Below are 18,451 nucleotides of genomic sequence, written 5' to 3'. Positions count from 1 at the left end.
GTCTTTGGCAACTTTCTAAGCTGCCTATGCGGCAGTGAACACAGGCTGACCGTCACCGGCCATAATGATCTCTTTCTAAGCTGCCTATGCGGCAGTGAACGAACAGTATCAGGATGCATGCCGGGTGATTGCTTTTCTAAGCTGCCTATGCGGCAGTGAACAGGTGTGAGCCCGGCATCCACTTTTTATGCATTTTCTAAGCTGCCTATGCGGCAGTGAACAAGTGATCCTCACGGACGCTCGTTGCATGTGGCTTTCTAAGCTGCCTATGCGGCAGTGAACACGGCTGGCTACTTAACCCTTTCGCGTCATCATTTCTAAGCTGCCTATGCGGCAGTGAACTGAAGACCTTGCCAGGTCGCCCACCCGCAAACTTTCTAAGCTGCCTACACGGCAGTGAACTGTAGCGAACAATCGCTTATCGCCTGATTGTTAAAGAAAAATTGCCGTTTTCCCGGGAAAACCTTTTTTTCTGGCGGCCAGATTGCGGTATTGAAAATCAATACGTTACAACTGGCCGCAAAAAAAGGGTCAAAACCACGGGATGGTGGCGGTCGCGCTTAAGCCGTAGCTGGAGAAGGTACCGGCGACCGGTTTATCCTGTAGCGGGCCGTGCTCGACAAACAGCAAAAACGTTTGTCCGCTGGAAAGGCTGCGCAGCGGTAGATACGGCAGCGAGGTGCGTTTTTCCACCGCATAGGGAATGCGGGCGGCGGCTTCATCCGCGGTCAGCCAACCTTTGCTCACCGCCCGGCGGCGCAGGCGCTCAGCGCTGCTTTTCACCTGCACCCGGCGCACGGTGCGGTACTGCGCACCAGTTGGCACCGTTAATACATCGGTGATGGTGCTATAGTCGCGTAGCCCTGTGCGCCAGCCGGTTTGTTCCAGTGCCGTCAGTACCTGCTCGCTGCCGTGCAACCGCAGCCGCTCCCCCAGCGTTTTGCCCACATCCGGAAAGCTCACACCAATGGCACCCGTCGCTTGCAGCCCCAGCGCCCGGTGCAGCTTGGCGAACAGCGCGCTTAGCAACTGCACCGCGCTGAACTCTAGGTCGGGCAACACCCGAATCTCGATATAGTGATCCATAGGGTTACTCGCCTTTTTCGCCAAACACCCCGCCGCGAATCAGTGTGGCGATCACGTAGTGCTGCTGCGCCACGTCTGGCACGTTGCCCTTGATCACCCAGTTATCCAGCAGGGTGTAAAAATCCATCTTATCTTTCGGCTGGCGATACGCACGGCCACGGCTGGTGACAGAACCATAGGGTTCAACCGCAATCGGCCCGGTTTCTGCCGCTTCCGGGTGCCAGTCATCCACCGTGCGCAGCGCATTGCCGATTTTCTGGGAGTGCATCGCCGCCACACCGTTAACCTGATACAGAATTTTGCTCTTGCCGTTGCGGGCGCGCTCATCCAGCACCAGTTCCTGCGAAGGGAATACTTCCTGCCCGTTGCCCAGTTTCACCTGCGCTTCCACACGGAAAAACGCCGAACCGCTGCCCGCCAGCGCCTGCTCAATGGCGTGGGCCAGTTCGGCCAGTGCGCCTGAAGGTTGGCTAAACTGGCGCAGCGAGTAGTCTTCGCCATTGAATACCCAGCGCTTATCGTTGTGCGGTTGCGTCACCACCACCTGCACCGCTTCTGCGCCGATGCGGTTGCGCCACAAAAAACGACCACTGGCAATGTTCTCAGCGTAACGCGCCGCCAGTACGCCAAAGCCCTGCTCGCGGGCGTAGCCGTTAATCAGTTCCGTCAGCGCCTGCTGGTAATCCTGATCGTTACAGACCGACGGCAACGCCAGGTTACCCAGCACCCGCAGGGTGAAGGCCACTTTCAGCGTGTCGGCGTCAAACGGTAGCGCTGCCACATCCACCGTTTGCAGGTTGGGTTTTTGAATTTCGGCATCCAGTTTAGCCGGGTCACTGCTAATGGCGTTTTTTAACCGGTTGGAGATGGTGCCGCGTACCGATTTTTCCTGAATCACCACCGGCTGCCAGTTCTCCTGCTGCCAGTTGCCCGCCAGCATCAGCGCATCGGAATTCGCCAGTTTGCGCTCAAACGCCAGTACCGATGCAGTTTTCAAGGTGGTTGCTGCTTTTGCCATGGTCTTCATCCTTATTCAAAGTCGTTCAGTTCGAATTCATCGCAATCATCTGCGGCGCTGTCTGTACCTTGCCCGGTTTGCAGGCAGCGGTAGGTGTGGTGTTGAACGTCGTGTTGATAGTGGTAACGCCAGAAAATACGGTTGATGTCGTCAATACGGTGTGCGCCCCGCCACTCGCCAACGCCGTAAATCGCCTCGGCAAAACAGAAGTGGGTGGACGGGTCACGGGTTTTCTCCACCTCTCCGGGGGCATACAACGGCGAAATGGCGCGGTAGCCGGTCATCAGCGGCACCAGATAGCCGCCTTGCGGTTTCGGCAGCGGCTGCCAGCTCACCGCATCATCAAAAGATCGTACCGCCTGATATTTCAGGGCAGCGAAATCGAGCCAGGCATCCAGCATGTCCGCCTGCGCGTCAGCCTGTTGCAGGGTTTCAAGATGCGACGATAACAGCGCCGTGCGGTCCAGCAACACAAAGCCCGGCAGTAAACGACGCATCAGGCCGCGGGTCGTACTCTCGTCTGCAGGCATGTCATGGAAGCTCACCTGTTCGATATCCACAATCAACCCGCCCGCCAGTCGCTGCTGTTGTACCTGTTGCAGCACCTGCTGGCGAAGCGCTTCGCGCCCGTCTTCACCGGGCAACATGCCGTGGCATTCAATAAGCAGCGACACGGTGAGGTGCATTCGCCCCTCTTCGTTAAAAGCGGCGGTTTTTTCCTCTTTGGTCAGCGGGTTACGCGTCAGCGCAAAGCTGCGGTTCCAGCCGTTGCCGTAAGCATGAACCTGATGCTGATGGCACACCACACCGCAGCCTTCCAGCCGCAAACCGTGAGATACCTGCAACTGGCGCGACAGCGCATGGGTAAAGCCGAGAAAATGGCTGATGGCAGGGAAGCCGTAGGTGTGTCCGGCAATGGCGTTGGCGTTTTCCACTACAAGGCGTCGCAGAATCATCAGCTTGCTCATGCCAGTTCCTCCTTAAGCCATCGCTCGTTTTCCCGCAGCCGCTGCTTAAACAGTGCGGCGGTTGACCACTCGCGGCGCTCCACCTCGCCGAAAATCAGTTTATCGTGGTGCAATCGTTCATTTAGCCACTGACCAAATTCATGGGCGACCTGTTCCTTCCAGTCCCCGCCGTCGCGTGCATAGCGGAACGCGTCATCCTGCTGACAACGCCTTGGGTCAAGCCACAGTTGCAGAGGGAAATTCAGTTGGGAATACGTGCTCCAGCCCGCCTTGCCCAGGTTTTGTACCGTGGCGACATAGTCGAATAGGGTGTTGATCAACCGGTCGAGGTAACGTCGGCGCTGATTGCGAATATCGCGGTTGTTTTCCACCTCTTTGACGCTGAGCAGGAATTGCTGCATCTCCCGGCGCGCAGTGTAAGTCAGTGCATCCACCTCCCCCCGAACACGGAAGATGGTGTCATGCTCAAGCGGCAGCTTGATTTGGCTGAGCCACTGTGGCGGCGCGCTGCTGAGCAGATAGGAGCGACCGCTGCGGGCGGAATTAAGCGCAGAGATATTTTGCGGCTTGGTGCCGCCCATGTTCTGCACCGCAATACCGGGGTAGCTGACATCAACCCCATCGTGCCAGCGCTTCTCATACCGGGCCTCGCGGATGGCTTTAGCCTGCTCGCCAAAGCGCACTGCGTTCAGGCGTTGGTCCAGCGCCTGCGACAGCGAAGAGGAATAAAGCGGACTGAGTAAGTGGTATTCGCCGTCCCCCACCGGGAAGTAGATCTGCTTTGCCAGCTTATGGGAACTGGGTTGCTTATCACTTAACACCTGCCCGAACCCGGCCAGCCACTGTGTAAGCTGCTCTGGGTTTTCCGCCAGCGCTTCCAGTGCGCGGTGGTCGCCCCGTTGTAGCGCCGCCACCAGCGAATCACCCTGATGCTCGGTTTGCAGCAGTTTGGCCACATCCAGCGCTGCGGCGTTGCCGACGGCATCAATCGCTGGTTGCGCCAGTGCTGCGGTGGAGAGCACATCCGTAGCCGTTGCAGGCTCAGTGCTGAACACACTGCTGCCTTTGGCGTCACTGTGGGTGAATTTCAGCGCGTGGGTCACCAGGCTAATCTGCCCGGCGCGGCTGGCGGCATCCGTCAGCCAGGTGCGCACCTCATAAGCCTGCTCAATCTCACGCCGCTGCTGCAAAAGCGCCACTTCCGCTGCGGCCAGCGCCTCACCGCTTAACGCCGTCCGTTGCTTGTCGGCGGCTTTATCGAAGGCATCCAGCTTGGCCTGCTTTCGGGTTTCGATATACGACAGAATAAACGCTTGCAAACCCTCACTACTCATAGTCGATTCCTTGAGCGTGTCATCAATTGCGATTAATTACTGTTAATGTTTATAGAAAAAATCGAGAACAACTGGGCCTTTACTGACGTGTCCGGTGGATTGTTAACAGTCATAGATACCGGTCTCATCAGCAGACCGGCAACAATACAAAGTACCGCGACACAGAACAATGTTGAGTTATGGCGATTCATTTCATTAGGCTCACTAATCAATCAAGACAGTGATGCCATGCTACACAATGGCCGCAAAACGATCAACACCTAAGAACTGCTATAATAAAAATTTGTACAATCTGATTCCCACATATATGATACGAGCACTGTCGAACCAGACAGCTTAGAAATAAGAACTGCTATTTATTAGCATGCTTATTATTAACTGCCGCATAGGCAGCGGCGCACTCACTTGAGTGCGCCAAACACCCCGAGCCACGGGTGCCAGCACCACTCCCGGCTGTCGCGGGTGCTGATGCTGATTTCACCAAAACGGTCGCTGACTCTGGCTAACTCCCACTGTTTTTCCTCGGCCAGTTGCAGGTAAAGCGCGGTGTAATCCATCTCTACCCAAAGGCTGACGCCGTCGGCCATGGCCTGTTCCACTGAGCGAATCACATCGATTTCTTTCCAGCCGCTCGGGCCGTCGTCCTGCAACATAAAACGCGTTTTTTCGCTTTCGTCTTCCAACCGCAGCCAGTAGCGCTGCTGTGGCTCTGAACGGCGAAACGGCGTGTGCCGCTGTAGTTCGCCGTTCCAGTGCAACGAAACCTTCCACCACAACACCGCTGCGGGTTTATCTGTCGGCCTCGGTTTCGTCCTCCCCAACAGCATTAACCTTAATGCTGCGTGTTCGAGGCTGATTAGCGTCAGTTTTTTGAGATCTAACGGTGGCTCGGTAATACGTGGCGCAGCGCTGATGTACTGGTAGTCCTCCGGTTTCAGCAGTTCCCGCAGGTCGTGGCTGGCGAGCGTGAAGCCGTCCTTCGATTCAAAACCGGGGCGAAGGAACACCATTTTTTCGCCTTTCAGCGCCCGCACGTTATGGCTTAGCAGATAAAAGTTAGGAGAGGTCGGCACATACTCGTCACGCTGGCGGTGGCGCAGAATACGCCCGGCTAACTGGATAAATGAACGCATCGAGCTGGGTTCAGCGATGGCCCAGTCATAATCGTGGTCCCGGCCGACTTCCGCCACCGAGGTGGCCAGCACCACAAACAGGTGATGCTGCTGCGGCTGCTGTTCGATGGCGTCACGAATTTCCGCCACCTGCCACAGTGCCGCTGGATCTTTGCGCATCAGTGCCGCATCCAGCCGCGCTTCGATGTGGGAGCGCATCGCCAGCGGGTGCTGACTGTGATAGACGCAATAATGCACGCAGTAATCCAGCGGGGAAGGCATCTCCATCAGCGCACGCGCTACTGCCACCAGCGGGTTGATGTTCGCCATGCGAATCAACCCCAGCGACACGGTTTTGCCGCCGGAATGCGTCTGGTGATGGTGCTGATGCAGCGCAAACAACCGTTGGTGCAGGGTGTGCGCCACCGCCTGGCACACCGCACTCGCCTCTTGCGTCGGGCTTGCCACCGGTTCAATCTCCGCCCAGCGCAGCCGCTGTTCCTGCTGTTGCAGCTTGTCGATACGCCCGGTGACAAACGCCTTATGCTGTTCGGCAAAAGCGCGGGTATCAGCTATCGTCTGGCACTGGCTGTCGAATTCATCAAACCAACCACAGCAAATACTCAACGGCGTACCCGGTTCGCCGTAAGCCTGCAGCCAGGCTTCGCGCCCTTTCAGGTAGGCTTCGAACAGCGCGCGAATCAACGCCGGTGGCAGCGTGGCGGAGGATAGCAATACCCGTGAGCCAAGCATCCCCGCCCAGTTCACCAGCCGACACAACGCGGGCAGGTCTTCCAGCCCAAAATCGTCCGGCTCGTCCAGCACCAGATCAGAGGTGAGTAGCCTCAGCATCGGCGCAATCTGGTGGCCGCCGCGCAGGCTTTCGGTCGCGGGCATCAGGTGGTCGATGGTGGTAACCAGCACCGGCGCACTCAGCAGTTGATGCAGCGTCGGCGATTTTTCCAGCCAGGTTTTCAGCCGCCCGTCATCCAGCGAGCCGTCGTAACTGACGTACTGATGCTCGCTAAACAGCGACTCAGCCGATTCGCTGCCGGTTTGTACCACACGCGTTTCCTGCTCCTGCTGGCGTAGCTCATGCAGTTCCTGCACCGCTTGCGAGCCTATCAACACCGCCAGGTCGTCTTCATCCAACGTCAGGCGCTGGCGCAGGGCATCACCGGTTTGCAGCGTCAGGGTACGCAGGCCAAGTGCTACCGAAAAACGGCACCCGACGGATTCGTCTGCCAGCGCGTACATAATGCGGGCATTCGCCAGCGTCTTGCCGCGCCCGGTAGAGGCCATGTTGACGCCAAAGAAACCGTGGCGGGCCGCCTGCTCACGTATCGCACAAACCTGATCAAATGCTTTATCCTGCCAGCGGAAGCGCGCATCAGTGCTGCGCTGGCGAAAGCCTTTGTGGCGGGTGATAGCTGGCAGCGTATCGCGCAGGTGCGGCAGGCTACGCCCAAGCAGCAGCGCATTCTGCGCCACGCCGACGCAGTGTTCATCCAGTTGCTGTTTGAGTTTGCCAGTCTTTCTGTCGGTATTGGCCCACACGGTATAACCAGGGTCTTGCCAGCCGGAGGTGGCATCGGAAGAGGAGTAATGGTGGTCTGCCAGCATCAGCGACAGCCGCGCCAGATGCACAGTCAACCGCTGGTCCAGTTGGCCGAAGGTCATCAACGAGGGTAACTTCAGCGCACGGGTGGCGAACTTGTGCGCCTTTTCACACCAGACGCGGCTTTGCAGCGGCGTGCCATGCGGGAACTGCCACACCTGTTGCCATTCCTGCGCGCTAATATCCGGACGCAGGTGATTAATGGCATTCCAGCAAGGTGACACCTGCCCGGTCAGCCATTCATCAATATAGGTGAAATCAGGGCTGGGATTGCTGCTCTTGTCATCCCAGAACATCGGCAAACGGTGGTGAGAAACAATCAGCCAGCCCACCACCTGCGCCAGCGGCGGCAGGCTGTTAAACGGCGAAGGCTTGAGTATTTTCGTATCCTGTTGCAAGCGTGCCAGCAACGCCGCTTCCTCCTCCGGGCGGATAGCGGCCAGCGCCGTCAACCAGTTGGTATCGTCCCGCTCGCCGACAAACGCCTGAAACAGCCGCAGCGACACCCACTCGTGGCGAAGCGGCTGGCTGCGCGGCCCCTTGCCCCGCAACCCGGCCTGAAACAGCGCATTGGCTTTGCCGATGTCGTGAAACAGCCCGGCAATCGCCGCCAGCAGGCTGAAGGCTTCGGCACTGTGCCACGGGTTTTCGTCGTGGCTACGCAGAATATCACGCTCGGTACGGTTGGTCGGCACGCTGCCTTGTGGGTTGAAACGCCGCAGGTTGCCGACAATCCACAACAGCTCGGTGTGATTGGCGCTACGAATCCAGTGGCAGGCCACGGCGGTGTTGCGCCGCGCGGTTTTACGCAGCAACTGGCGCAGCGTTTTTAACCCCTCTTCGGTGATGGCGGTCTGCCAGGTGCGCTCCCCTTTGCGCTCGGCGAACTGGTCCAGCACCCGGCGGGTTTCCACCAGCGCCCGCTTGTTGCATTCGGAAATCAGCAGGATGTTCATTGCGCCCCCTGACTCCCGCTTTTCGCCACCTGGCTTAATTGCTGCGCCACCTGTTGCAGGCTGTCGATCATCACATCCAGCGCGTCGGCCTGACGAAACGACGTCAGGCAACGCTGACGGAATTCCTGCTCGTCTTCCCCTTCCATGGCAGCGATAAACGCCTGCGGCAGAATCAGTGCGTCTTTAATCAGGTCCGCCACATCGAACACCAGCCCGCCGCGCCGGGTTTTGCCGTGCAGCACCGCCAGCCCGTGCGGCAGGCCCAGTACCCACAACGCCACCGCCGCTAACCCATAAGCCAGATAATTGCCGTGGTCGAGAAAACGGTTCGCCAGATCAGTGCCGCCGCCACGTTTAGCGCGGGTAAAATCACCGTAACTCACCGCGTTGGCCGCCAGCCGGTACAGCGCTTTGGTCATCATCGCTTCCTGCACCAATACGTCGTTACTGGTGCGACACGCCGTCAGCCCCTGCTGATAGCGGTTAAGCAGCGCTTCCACATGCTCGGGTTTGATAGCAAAACGCGGCTCACGCGCCAGCCGCCCGCCCAGCCAGTGCTGGCGAATCTGGCCGATGCGCACCTGCTGAAAGGCAATCGCCGCCGCCAGCCGTTGTTCTTCGTTAAACCAGAAGCTGACCCAATCCTGCAAATACTCAGTAGGGCGATATTCACTTTGCGGCGACAGCCATGACACCGCCACTTCGGCCTCATTGGCAGCGAACAGCGGCGTTCCCCCGCCACCACAGAACCCGACCATCACCCCGGCACGGGCAAATTCCCGCATCGCCGCCTGCGTGACCGAAGTACCGGTGCCAAGCATCACCACGCTGGTATTAGCAATCGGGATATTCCAGTACAACGACTGATTCCCTTCTTCGGTGACATATTCCACCCGCCCGCCATTCACCAAAATACGGCAATGTTGGAGGTAATAAATATTGGCGCGTTTGGAATGCAGAATAGTTTTTAAATCCGACGGGCTGAATACGTTATCCATAAAACCGTTTCTCTGTGGTGGTGATAAAACGACCCCATCCGCGTAATAAAACGCAGACTAATAATTCATTGAAAAACACGTAATACACTGGAAAGTAACGAGAATCAGCCTAGCACAACCCAAACCAGAAAATGAATGACGCCAGAAACACTTTTCCCGCTTTAATACCCTTTTTTTCAGACGTCTTTTTCGATATTGAAAAATCAATAAGTTACCGACAGCCGAAAAAAAGGGTCTGACAGCGAAAATCGACAATTGCAGGCTGAAATACAACGAGTTAGAGTCAACAGGCTACAGTTCACTGCCGGATAGGCAGCTTAGAAATGTGCAGCAAGAACGGCTGGCGGATGCTATCGGTTCACTGCCGGATAGGCAGCTTAGAAAATTTACCACTGAATACAAAGCGACCACTTGATGTTCACTGCCGGATAGGCAGCTTAGAAAGGAGAGTTGGCGGCATCACTACTGGCACTTTCGTTCACTGCCGGATAGGCAGCTTAGAAAGTGCTGCACGCCAACCTGTGCATTGCGTTTGCGTTCACTGCCGGATAGGCAGCTTAGAAATCAACACAGAAAAGGGGATGTGGGTCGGCAACGTTCACTGCCGGATAGGCAGCTTAGAAACTCTCAGTGTCGCGCGGATGATAATGCCTATGGTTCACTGCCGGATAGGCAGCTTAGAAACCAACTGAACCACGAACAGCTTGCGTGCCGTTGTTCACTGCCGGATAGGCAGCTTAGAAACGCGACATGCGCCAACATCAACTGTCTCTTTTGTTCACTGCCGAGTAGGCAGCTTAGAAAAGGGTAATTAAGAAAATCAGTCGTGCCGCCAAGTTCACTGCCGGATAGGCAGCTTAGAAAAACAAGCAGAAGAACGGCTATAAGCCGCTTCTGTTCACTGCCGGATAGGCAGCTTAGAAAAAGAACAGCGCTATGATGGCCGCGAAGAGCGCGTTCACTGCCGGATAGGCAGCTTAGAAAAGCTTCTGGTCGCGCTGCACCCAGCCCAGCCCGTTCACTGCCGAGTAGGCAGCTTAGAAACCATAAAATTCACCCTCACCCAGCGCGATCAGAGTTCACTGCCGAGTAGGCAGCTTAGAAATCGGCAGCAATGCCTGTCGTAATGCCGGAAGCGTTCACTGCCGAGTAGGCAGCTTAGAAATTTTTGCAAAAGGTGATCAGCCACTCCTATTTGTTCACTGCCGAGTAGGCAGCTTAGAAAACAGTTCTGGCGATTAAGGGGATTAAATTAGATTTTCACTGCCGTACAAGCGGTGGTCGACGGGGTTTACTGGCGTTAAAACTACGCTGAGGTGGGCGACTTCGCCGGATGAGCGGCAGGACGCCGCGAAAGCCTGTGCCGCTCCGGGAGAGCGTCACAGGCGGTCCGAACAGCGAAGGCGAACGCCGAAGGCACCGCGTTAGCGGCGTAGTTTAGCCATCAAGCCAGAGGTCAAGGAGAGGTGGCGCTTGCACCTCTCCTTGTCGTGCGTGCGATGATGTGGCAAAGAAGCGACACGGTCTATCCCGCACGAAACCCTTCACGCTTTCAGGCACGCCTTCGGTGTCGGCGTGATGCGGTTTATCCCGCACGAAACCCTCCACCACACTACCCTATACACTACGCCCTTAATCCAACAGCGCTTTCCCCGCTTCAGGGATATTCAGTCAAAACGACGCCCAATCACTATTGCTACCCGCCGCCGCCGTGGCCCGCTTTTCCGGCAACGCCGGAGATAGCACCGCTGGCTGACGGGCTGGCGGCGTTGTGCCGCTGTTGCCCTGCGTCGTCAGGCGAAACGCGCTGACGGCTTCAGCCAGCAAGGAGGCCTGAGACTGCAACGACAGCGCGGCAGAGGCCGACTCTTCCACCAACGCGGCATTCTGCTGGGTGGTGGTGTCAATCTGCCCGACGGCGATGTTGATTTGGCTCATGCCGTCGCTCTGCTCATGGCTCGCCTGCGAGATCTCGTTGATGATGCTGTTCACATCATTGACGTGGCTGGTCAGGTCAGTCAGGGTGGATTCGGCGTTATCCACCAGCTCCATCCCTTCCTGCACTTTGTCGACCGAATCATCAATCAGCTCTTTGATCTCTTTGGCGGCGGTAGCACTGCGTTGCGCCAGAGAACGCACTTCACCCGCGACCACAGCAAACCCACGCCCTTGTTCGCCAGCACGCGCGGCTTCCACCGCCGCGTTCAACGCCAGAATGTTGGTCTGGAATGCAATGCCGTCGATAACGCCGATGATCTCCGCCATGCGCATCGAGGATTCACGAATCCCGCGCATTTTATGGGTGACGGACAACATCACTTCGCCACTGCGGTGCGCGGCGGAGGATGCCAGATTGGCTATCGAGGTGGCCTGATGTGTGTTATCGGCGGTGTTTTTGATGGTGGAGACCAGCTCTTCCATTGAGGCCGCCGTTTGTTCCAGCGAACTGGCCTGCTCTTCGGTGCGCGAAGAGAGATCCTGATTACCGGCAGCGATTTGCGAGGCGGCGGTGGAGATGGCTTCCGCACCGTCACGCACCTGGCCGACAATCTGGCGCAGGCTGGCATTCATGTGATCCAGTGCCTGCAACAGTAACCCGGTTTCATCTTTACGGCTGGAAGAAATCTGTGCGGTGAGGTCGCCTTGCGAGACGCGGTCTGCCATCAGCAGTGCCTGCTGAATCGGCTGGGTCACGCTGCGGGTTATCGCCATCGCCACCCAGATGCTCAGCAGCACGCCCGCCGCCAGAATCGTCAGCAACACCAGGCGGATATCATGATACGTGGCGGACATGGCATCCACGGTACTCATCATGGCATTGTCCTGATAATCCACCAGTTGGCGTACCGCATTACGGTATTCCTGCTGTGCCGGATTCAGGTGCTGGTTAAATTCATCCAACGCTTCTTCACGGTTATTGGCTTTCACCAGCGCCACCATTTTTTGTCCCGACTCCAGAAACTGTGCCCGGATACGCCGGATATCATCAATCAGTTGCTGAATTTTCGCGTTATTGGATTCACTGGCTTCTTTTTCCAACGCATTCATCAACCGGGTAATTTCCTTTGATACCGGCGCAATCTGCTCGGATACCGCTTTGATACGGTCATCGCCCGAAACCAGCAGTAATTGCTGGAAAATTCGCACCCCTTCATTCACATTTTCGATCAGGGCGTTGGCATCAACGGTTTGGGGATAAATCTCTTGTACAATGTCACGTGCATCATCATGAAACGTTGACAGCTTCGCCATCGATAGCATGCCCACAAACACCAGCATGACTGCCAGGACAGCAAAACCGGCACCGAGCCGATACCCGATTCGCCAATCAGATAAACGCATATTCCGCTCCTCATTCCTTTATTAAGAACACAATGTCATAACCATGACTTTTTCAGAGGCAAACACAGAACTGCGGCTAAAATAGGTATCTCATCCGTTACTGTCATTAATCGTGATAAGAGAAAAGCAACAACCAGGCGAATATCTCAGCCAGTCATCACGATGAAATATTTCTCATCCCCTTTTCCGGCGATAAAAAGCATTTCTTTTCCACAGTGAGTAAAACACAAACATAAAAAAAGAGATTTAAAAGCATTCCAGGAACACGGATTCGAGATCATCACTACCTGTCGCCATTGAATACGCTCTGGTCGGCACCCTGACCCGCTATCGGTTTTTTCATTCTATCAACCTTTACAGTTTGATCGATAAAAACATTCAAATAATGACTATAAATAGATTATAACTATTGAATTTTATTTATTGATCGGAAATAGCAACAAAAAAGTAACAAAAATGTTAAGGATAAAGCGGAAGAAGCGTGTCGGAGAAGTGGTGTGCGCAACGGTAAGCATCCGGTCAGAAAAAGAGGGGAAGAGACGCCTTCCTCTGTAAAAATAGCCGATTGCCGACAATGGCCAGATGCATCAATCGCGGTAAATAAATCATGCTGATGCTGTCATTACGACCAGAGTTGTTGCTGATAACCACTGCAACCCAGACTGATATTAACTACATTAATTAATAGCAAGTTAATTAAATACCTACCTGTGGTGGTAGGATCTTACGGCATACTCTTATTAGTATTTATATCCATTATTTTAATTAAAACACAGTTTCTTTTTTATTTTCAATTTTGTCTAAAAATTTCGCCACCACGCCGGTTGACACTATTTTAATCTTTGACTACTACTTAATTATTAGGGTCAGACGTGTGTCTTCCCTTAACGAAAAAACAAATGAATTGCACATCTTGTGCCACCATAAATGGTAATAAATGCGGTAACGATAACTAAATGCGAATGAAAAACCTGCTTCGACTAAACCTTTTGCATTTAATGCTATTCATTTCTCTTGCCAGTATGTTTATTACTCTACTGAACAGCTATTTCACTTTTTATCATGTTCAGAAAAAATTACTTATCGAACAAGCCACTAAAATCAACTCAGGCTATTCATCCAAATTATCCGCTACGGTAGATAATTTTTTCTCTATTTCAGAAGAGCAATTGTCGTACGGTGCCAGGTTGCTCGTTACACATGTCCAATCCGGCAATATGCAGGCGCTGCAAAACGAACTGCAACGCATTCACCGGTTAAGCCATGTCTTTAATTCAATGCTGGTGTTGACAGAAAAGGGGCAAATCATCGCCGCCTCACCAACGTCATTAAATTTGACAGGCCTCACAGTAAACTCTCGCCAGCATTTTACCGCAAAGAAGGAGAAACGTTTTTTTATCAGCACACCCTATATCTCCCTAAGTGGAAACTATATTATTTTTATTTCCCAACCTATTCTGGATAATGCAGGGCATTACCTCGGCTATGTCGGTGGTTCCCTTTACCTTAATAACCGACGTATTCTGAATGAATTCATGAATACACAATTTAGCAATGACAGCTTTAATACTTACGTCATTGATAACGACGGCACCATTATTTATCACCACGATATTGCGCAAGTCGGTACTAAATTTACTGATCCCACCCTCTTATCATCGATTAACGGCCAGGATAAAGGCAGCTTTATGATGCCAGATGAACAGGGGATCCCCTCACCGGCTTCCTTTATCCGAACACAAAAATCAGGCTGGATTATTATTACCCAACAGTCATTCCACTCCATTGAAGAGGAACTGAATGGTGTCATGCTGAATGTGCTGGAACAAGGCACGCCGTTGGGCCTCGTCACCCTGCTGATGCTCAGCATTCTGGCCTATTACATCGCCAAACCGCTACGTCAGTTAGCCAAATCAGCCAGTTGTATGGAGCAGCCCGGCGTGATTAGTAAAATCCGGGCGGTCAAAGCCTGGTATCAGGAGATAGAACAGCTCAAGCGGGTGCTACTGATGGGAACAGTGCTGTTGCATAAGCGTATTGGCCGCCTCAGTTCAGAAGCGCACACCGACCCACTTTCCGGCATGTTGAACCGGCGAGGTATGCTGGAAAGCATGGAAGAGATCCGGGGGGAATATAAAAAAGTCTCGGTCATCGCCATCGATATCGATCATTTCAAATCGATCAATGACTCTTTTGGGCATGACGTGGGGGATACGGTGATTTGTAAACTGAGCCAGCAAATCCGTAAAAACTTCCGCAAAACCGACCTGGTCTGCCGAATTGGTGGCGAAGAGTTTCTTATTTTGCTGCCCGGTGCCGATATCCATGTCGCGACGGTGATAGCCGAACGGTTATGTAATAATGTCGCCAACACGGTCTATGTGCCGGGTGCGCACCACCATCAGGTTACCATTTCCATCGGCGTGACCACCTTTAACCCGCAAAAATCCGCGCTGGATATCGCCATTAAAACGGCAGATAACGCGCTGTACAAAGCGAAAAACGGCGGGCGGAATCAGGTGGTGGTGGAATACCTCTCTGACGACATGTCACTGGTGCAACACTAAGCGGCCCGCCCTACCGGGCCGGTAACCAGCAACACACCGTTACCGGTTATTCCCCCTGCAACGTCACCACCAGCGAGCGGCTGCCTCCGTGGTTACGGTGTTCACACAGGTAAATCCCCTGCCAGGTGCCAACATGCAGCCGACCGTTGCGTACCGGTAGCATCAGGCTACTGCCCAACAGGCTGCTCTTCAGGTGCGCAGGCATGTCGTCGCTGCCTTCATAGGTATGGCGGTAATAGGGTTCGTCTTCCGGCACCAACTGATTAAAGAAGCTCTCGAAGTCCTGGCGCACGGTGGGGTCGGCATTTTCATTGACCGTCAGCGATGCGGACGTGTGGCAGATAAACACATGCAGCAACCCGACCTTCACCTGACGTAAATCCGTCACCTGCCCCAGCACTTCATCGGTGATCAAATGAAAACCACGGGACCGGGGTTTAAGCCGAATATCGTATTGTTTCCACATTTCATCTCTCCTGTGGTGGTAACCATCGCCAGAGGATGCCATAAAAAAGCGCGGCACGCCGCGCTTAACAAACCTCACCTTGCTGGCGGGATTAACCCCGATCCAGAATCGGTTTCAGGAACCGGGCGGTGTGGGATTGCGCGCACTGGGCTACCGTTTCCGGCGTGCCGGACACCAGAATCTCACCGCCGCCACTGCCCCCTTCCGGGCCCAGATCGACTATCCAGTCGGCGGTTTTGATCACATCCAGATTGTGCTCGATCACCACAATGGTGTTGCCCTGATCGCGCAACTGGTGCAAAACCGCCAGCAACTGCTGAATATCGGCAAAATGCAGGCCAGTCGTCGGCTCGTCCAGAATATACAGCGTCTGACCGGTGCCACGCTTCGACAGCTCACGCGCCAGCTTCACGCGCTGCGCCTCCCCGCCGGACAACGTGGTGGCCGACTGTCCCAAACGGATGTAAGACAAACCGACATCGATCAGGGTTTGCAGCTTACGCGCCAGCGCCGGAATGGCATCAAAGAACTCGCGGGCGTCTTCGATGGTCATCTCCAGCACTTCATGGATGCTCTTGCCCTTGTATTTAATCTCCAGCGTTTCGCGGTTATAGCGTTTGCCTTTGCACTGGTCACAGGGCACATAAATATCCGGCAAGAAGTGCATTTCCACCTTGATAACACCATCGCCCTGACAGGCTTCGCAACGCCCGCCGCGCACGTTAAAACTAAACCGACCGGGGTTATAGCCGCGGCTGCGCGCTTCGGGTACACCGGCGAATAACTCGCGGATCGGCGTAAAAACGCCGGTGTAGGTGGCCGGGTTCGAGCGAGGGGTACGACCGATCGGGCTTTGATCGATGTCGATCACCTTATCGAATTGCTCCAGCCCCTGGATCTCGCGGTACGGTGCCGGTTCGTTCAGTTCACCACCGTTAAGCTGGCGCTGGGCAATCGGGAACAGCGTATCGTTGATCAGCGTCGATTTACCAGAACCAGACACCCCGGTAATGCAGGTGAACAGCCCGACTGGCAGCGTCAGGGTCACGTCTTTGAGGTTATTGCCGCGCGCACCAATCAGCTTAAGCACTTTAGACGGATCCGCCTGCACACGCTGCTCCGGGATCTCGATTTTGCGCGCCCCACTCAGGAACTGCCCAGTCAATGATTCCGGCACCGCCATGATCTGCGTAGCCGTGCCTTCGGCAATCACCTGACCGCCGTGTACGCCAGCACCGGGGCCGATATCGATAATGTGGTCAGCGGCACGGATGGCGTCTTCATCGTGTTCCACCACAATCACCGTGTTACCGAGGTTACGCAGGTGGATCAATGTTTCCAGCAGGCGCTCGTTATCACGCTGATGCAGGCCGATAGACGGTTCGTCCAGCACATACATCACACCAACCAGACCGGCACCGATTTGGCTCGCCAGACGAATACGCTGCGCTTCGCCGCCCGACAAGGTTTCCGCCGAGCGCGACAGCGACAGGTAATTCAGACCCACGTTAACCAGAAAACGCAGCCGATCGCCGATTTCTTTCAGCACTTTTTCGGCGATTTTCGCCCGTTGGCCGCTCAGCTTGATGTTATGGAAAAACTCCATCGCATGGCCGATGCTCATGTCAGCAATCTGTGGCAGCGTGGTCTGCTCCACGTAAACGTGGCGCGCCTCTTCACGCAAGCGGGTGCCATTACAGCTGGCGCACGGCCGGTTACTGATGAATTTCGCCAGTTCTTCGCGTACAGCAGTCGATTCCGTCTCTTTGTAGCGGCGCTCCATATTGTTGAGCACCCCTTCGAACGGATGACGGCGCACCGAGGTATCGCCGCGATCGTTGATATATTTGAACTCGATATTCTCTTTGCCGGAACCGTACAGAATTACCTTGTGAATCGCCGGGCTGAGGCTATCGAACGGCGCTTCCACATCGAACTCATAGTGCTCCGCCAGTGAACGCAGCATCTGGAAATAGTAGAAATTACGGCGATCCCAGCCGCGGATCGCGCCGCCTGCCAGCGATAATTCGCCGTTTTGCACCACACGCGCCGGGTCAAAAAACTGCTGTACGCCCAGCCCGTCACACGTTGGGCAGGCACCCGCCGGGTTATTGAACGAAAACAGCCGCGGCTCCAGCTCATGCATGCTGTAACCACACACCGGGCAGGCAAAGTTAGCGGAAAAGAGCAGCTCTGGCGCATTCGGATCGTCCATATCCGCCACCACAGCGGTGCCGCCGGACAACTCCAGCGCGGTTTCGAACGACTCCGCCAAACGCTGTGCCAAATCGCTGCGTACTTTAAAGCGGTCTACCACCACTTCAATGGTGTGCTTTTTCTGGAGTTCCAGTTTCGGCGGGTCTGACAGGTCGCACACTTCACCGTCGATACGCGCGCGGATGTAGCCCTGCGTCGCCAGGTTCTCCAGCGTCTTGGTGTGCTCGCCTTTACGTTCTTTCACGATAGGTGCCAACAGCATCAACCGCTTGCCTTCCGGCTGGGACAAGACGTTGTCCACCATCTGGCTGACGGTCTGGGCATCCAGCGGAATATCGTGTTCCGGGCAGCGTGGCTCACCAACGCGGGCGAACAACAAACGCAGGTAATCGTGGATTTCAGTGATGGTGCCGACGGTAGAACGCGGGTTATGGGACGTAGATTTCTGTTCGATGGAAATGGCGGGCGACAGCCCTTCGATGTGGTCCACATCCGGCTTTTCCATCAATGACAGGAACTGGCGCGCGTAAGCCGATAGCGACTCCACATAACGACGTTGCCCTTCGGCATACAGCGTATCGAACGCCAGCGAGGATTTGCCCGAACCGGATAACCCCGTCACGACGATAAGCTTATCACGCGGAATAATCAGGTTGATGTTCTTCAGGTTATGGGTACGGGCACCACGAATCTCGATCTTATCCATGCACACTTTTCCCGCAGTAGACGCTGTTCTTTTTATCCTTTAGCTAAGAAAGGAAACCAGTAG

At 55.0% G+C, this 18,451-nt stretch carries 10 protein-coding genes; 1 reads left to right on the top strand and 9 read right to left on the bottom strand.

Going from position 1 to position 18,451, the window contains the following annotated elements; translation table 11 throughout:
* Positions 1-531 precede the first annotated feature (531 nt).
* The 7 genes from cas6f to LF929_RS03555 all read right to left on the bottom strand — a co-directional run bounded on the left by cas6f (position 532) and on the right by LF929_RS03555 (position 12,432).
* Complete coding sequence (gene cas6f / locus LF929_RS03585; protein WP_226092508.1) at positions 532-1,086, bottom strand: type I-F CRISPR-associated endoribonuclease Cas6/Csy4; 555 nt, start codon at positions 1,084-1,086, stop codon at positions 532-534.
* A gap of 4 nt (positions 1,087-1,090) precedes the next feature.
* Positions 1,091-2,104, bottom strand: coding sequence for a type I-F CRISPR-associated protein Csy3 (gene csy3, locus LF929_RS03580; RefSeq protein WP_226092509.1), 1,014 nt, complete (start codon positions 2,102-2,104; stop codon positions 1,091-1,093).
* A gap of 11 nt (positions 2,105-2,115) precedes the next feature.
* Entirely contained in the window at positions 2,116-3,072 is a 957-nt protein-coding gene (gene csy2, locus LF929_RS03575) for a type I-F CRISPR-associated protein Csy2 (RefSeq protein WP_226092510.1), read from the bottom strand.
* Entirely contained in the window at positions 3,069-4,406 is a 1,338-nt protein-coding gene (gene csy1 / locus LF929_RS03570; protein ID WP_226092511.1) for a type I-F CRISPR-associated protein Csy1, read from the bottom strand. Before csy1 ends, csy2 begins: the two co-directional genes overlap by 4 nt.
* A gap of 401 nt (positions 4,407-4,807) precedes the next feature.
* Entirely contained in the window at positions 4,808-8,092 is a 3,285-nt protein-coding gene (gene cas3f, locus LF929_RS03565; RefSeq protein WP_226092512.1) for a type I-F CRISPR-associated helicase Cas3f, read from the bottom strand.
* A complete protein-coding gene (gene cas1f / locus LF929_RS03560; RefSeq protein WP_226092513.1) occupies positions 8,089-9,090 on the bottom strand; it encodes a type I-F CRISPR-associated endonuclease Cas1f in 1,002 nt (333 codons plus the stop codon). Before cas1f ends, cas3f begins: the two co-directional genes overlap by 4 nt.
* Before the next feature lie 1,671 nt (positions 9,091-10,761).
* Entirely contained in the window at positions 10,762-12,432 is a 1,671-nt protein-coding gene (locus LF929_RS03555) for a methyl-accepting chemotaxis protein (protein ID WP_226092514.1), read from the bottom strand.
* Positions 12,433-13,388: 956 nt separating this feature from the next.
* Here LF929_RS03555 and LF929_RS03550 point away from each other — a divergent pair.
* Positions 13,389-14,999, top strand: a complete 1,611-nt coding sequence (locus LF929_RS03550) for a diguanylate cyclase (protein WP_368678958.1) — start codon at positions 13,389-13,391, stop codon at positions 14,997-14,999.
* A 46-nt stretch (positions 15,000-15,045) separates the two neighbouring features.
* Here the strand turns inward: LF929_RS03550 and LF929_RS03545 are convergent, their stop codons facing one another.
* Together LF929_RS03545 and uvrA are read right to left on the bottom strand one after the other, a co-directional pair.
* Complete coding sequence (locus tag LF929_RS03545; RefSeq protein WP_038908968.1) at positions 15,046-15,465, bottom strand: secondary thiamine-phosphate synthase enzyme YjbQ; 420 nt, start codon at positions 15,463-15,465, stop codon at positions 15,046-15,048.
* Between the two features lie 91 nt (positions 15,466-15,556).
* Positions 15,557-18,388 (bottom strand): excinuclease ABC subunit UvrA, encoded by a 2,832-nt coding sequence (gene uvrA, locus LF929_RS03540; RefSeq protein WP_226092515.1) that lies wholly within the window; start codon positions 18,386-18,388, stop codon positions 15,557-15,559.
* Between the last annotated feature and the right edge of the window lie 63 nt (positions 18,389-18,451).

The organism is Dickeya oryzae (assembly GCF_020406815.2).
In the GTDB taxonomy this organism is placed as follows: domain Bacteria; phylum Pseudomonadota; class Gammaproteobacteria; order Enterobacterales; family Enterobacteriaceae; genus Dickeya; species Dickeya oryzae.
Note: the sequence above shows the minus strand (reverse complement) of the source record. Positions and strands in the feature narration are given on the sequence as shown.

Coding starts and splice junctions, on each gene's coding strand:
- csy1 (WP_226092511.1), bottom strand. CDS start 4,406: ATGAGTAGTGAGGGTTTGCAAGCGTTTATTCTGTCGTATATCGAAACC.
- LF929_RS03555 (WP_226092514.1), bottom strand. CDS start 12,432: ATGCGTTTATCTGATTGGCGAATCGGGTATCGGCTCGGTGCCGGTTTT.
- csy2 (WP_226092510.1), bottom strand. CDS start 3,072: ATGAGCAAGCTGATGATTCTGCGACGCCTTGTAGTGGAAAACGCCAAC.
- LF929_RS03550 (WP_368678958.1), top strand. CDS start 13,389: ATGCGAATGAAAAACCTGCTTCGACTAAACCTTTTGCATTTAATGCTA.
- cas6f (WP_226092508.1), bottom strand. CDS start 1,086: ATGGATCACTATATCGAGATTCGGGTGTTGCCCGACCTAGAGTTCAGC.
- uvrA (WP_226092515.1), bottom strand. CDS start 18,388: ATGGATAAGATCGAGATTCGTGGTGCCCGTACCCATAACCTGAAGAAC.
- cas3f (WP_226092512.1), bottom strand. CDS start 8,092: ATGAACATCCTGCTGATTTCCGAATGCAACAAGCGGGCGCTGGTGGAA.
- csy3 (WP_226092509.1), bottom strand. CDS start 2,104: ATGGCAAAAGCAGCAACCACCTTGAAAACTGCATCGGTACTGGCGTTT.
- cas1f (WP_226092513.1), bottom strand. CDS start 9,090: ATGGATAACGTATTCAGCCCGTCGGATTTAAAAACTATTCTGCATTCC.
- LF929_RS03545 (WP_038908968.1), bottom strand. CDS start 15,465: ATGTGGAAACAATACGATATTCGGCTTAAACCCCGGTCCCGTGGTTTT.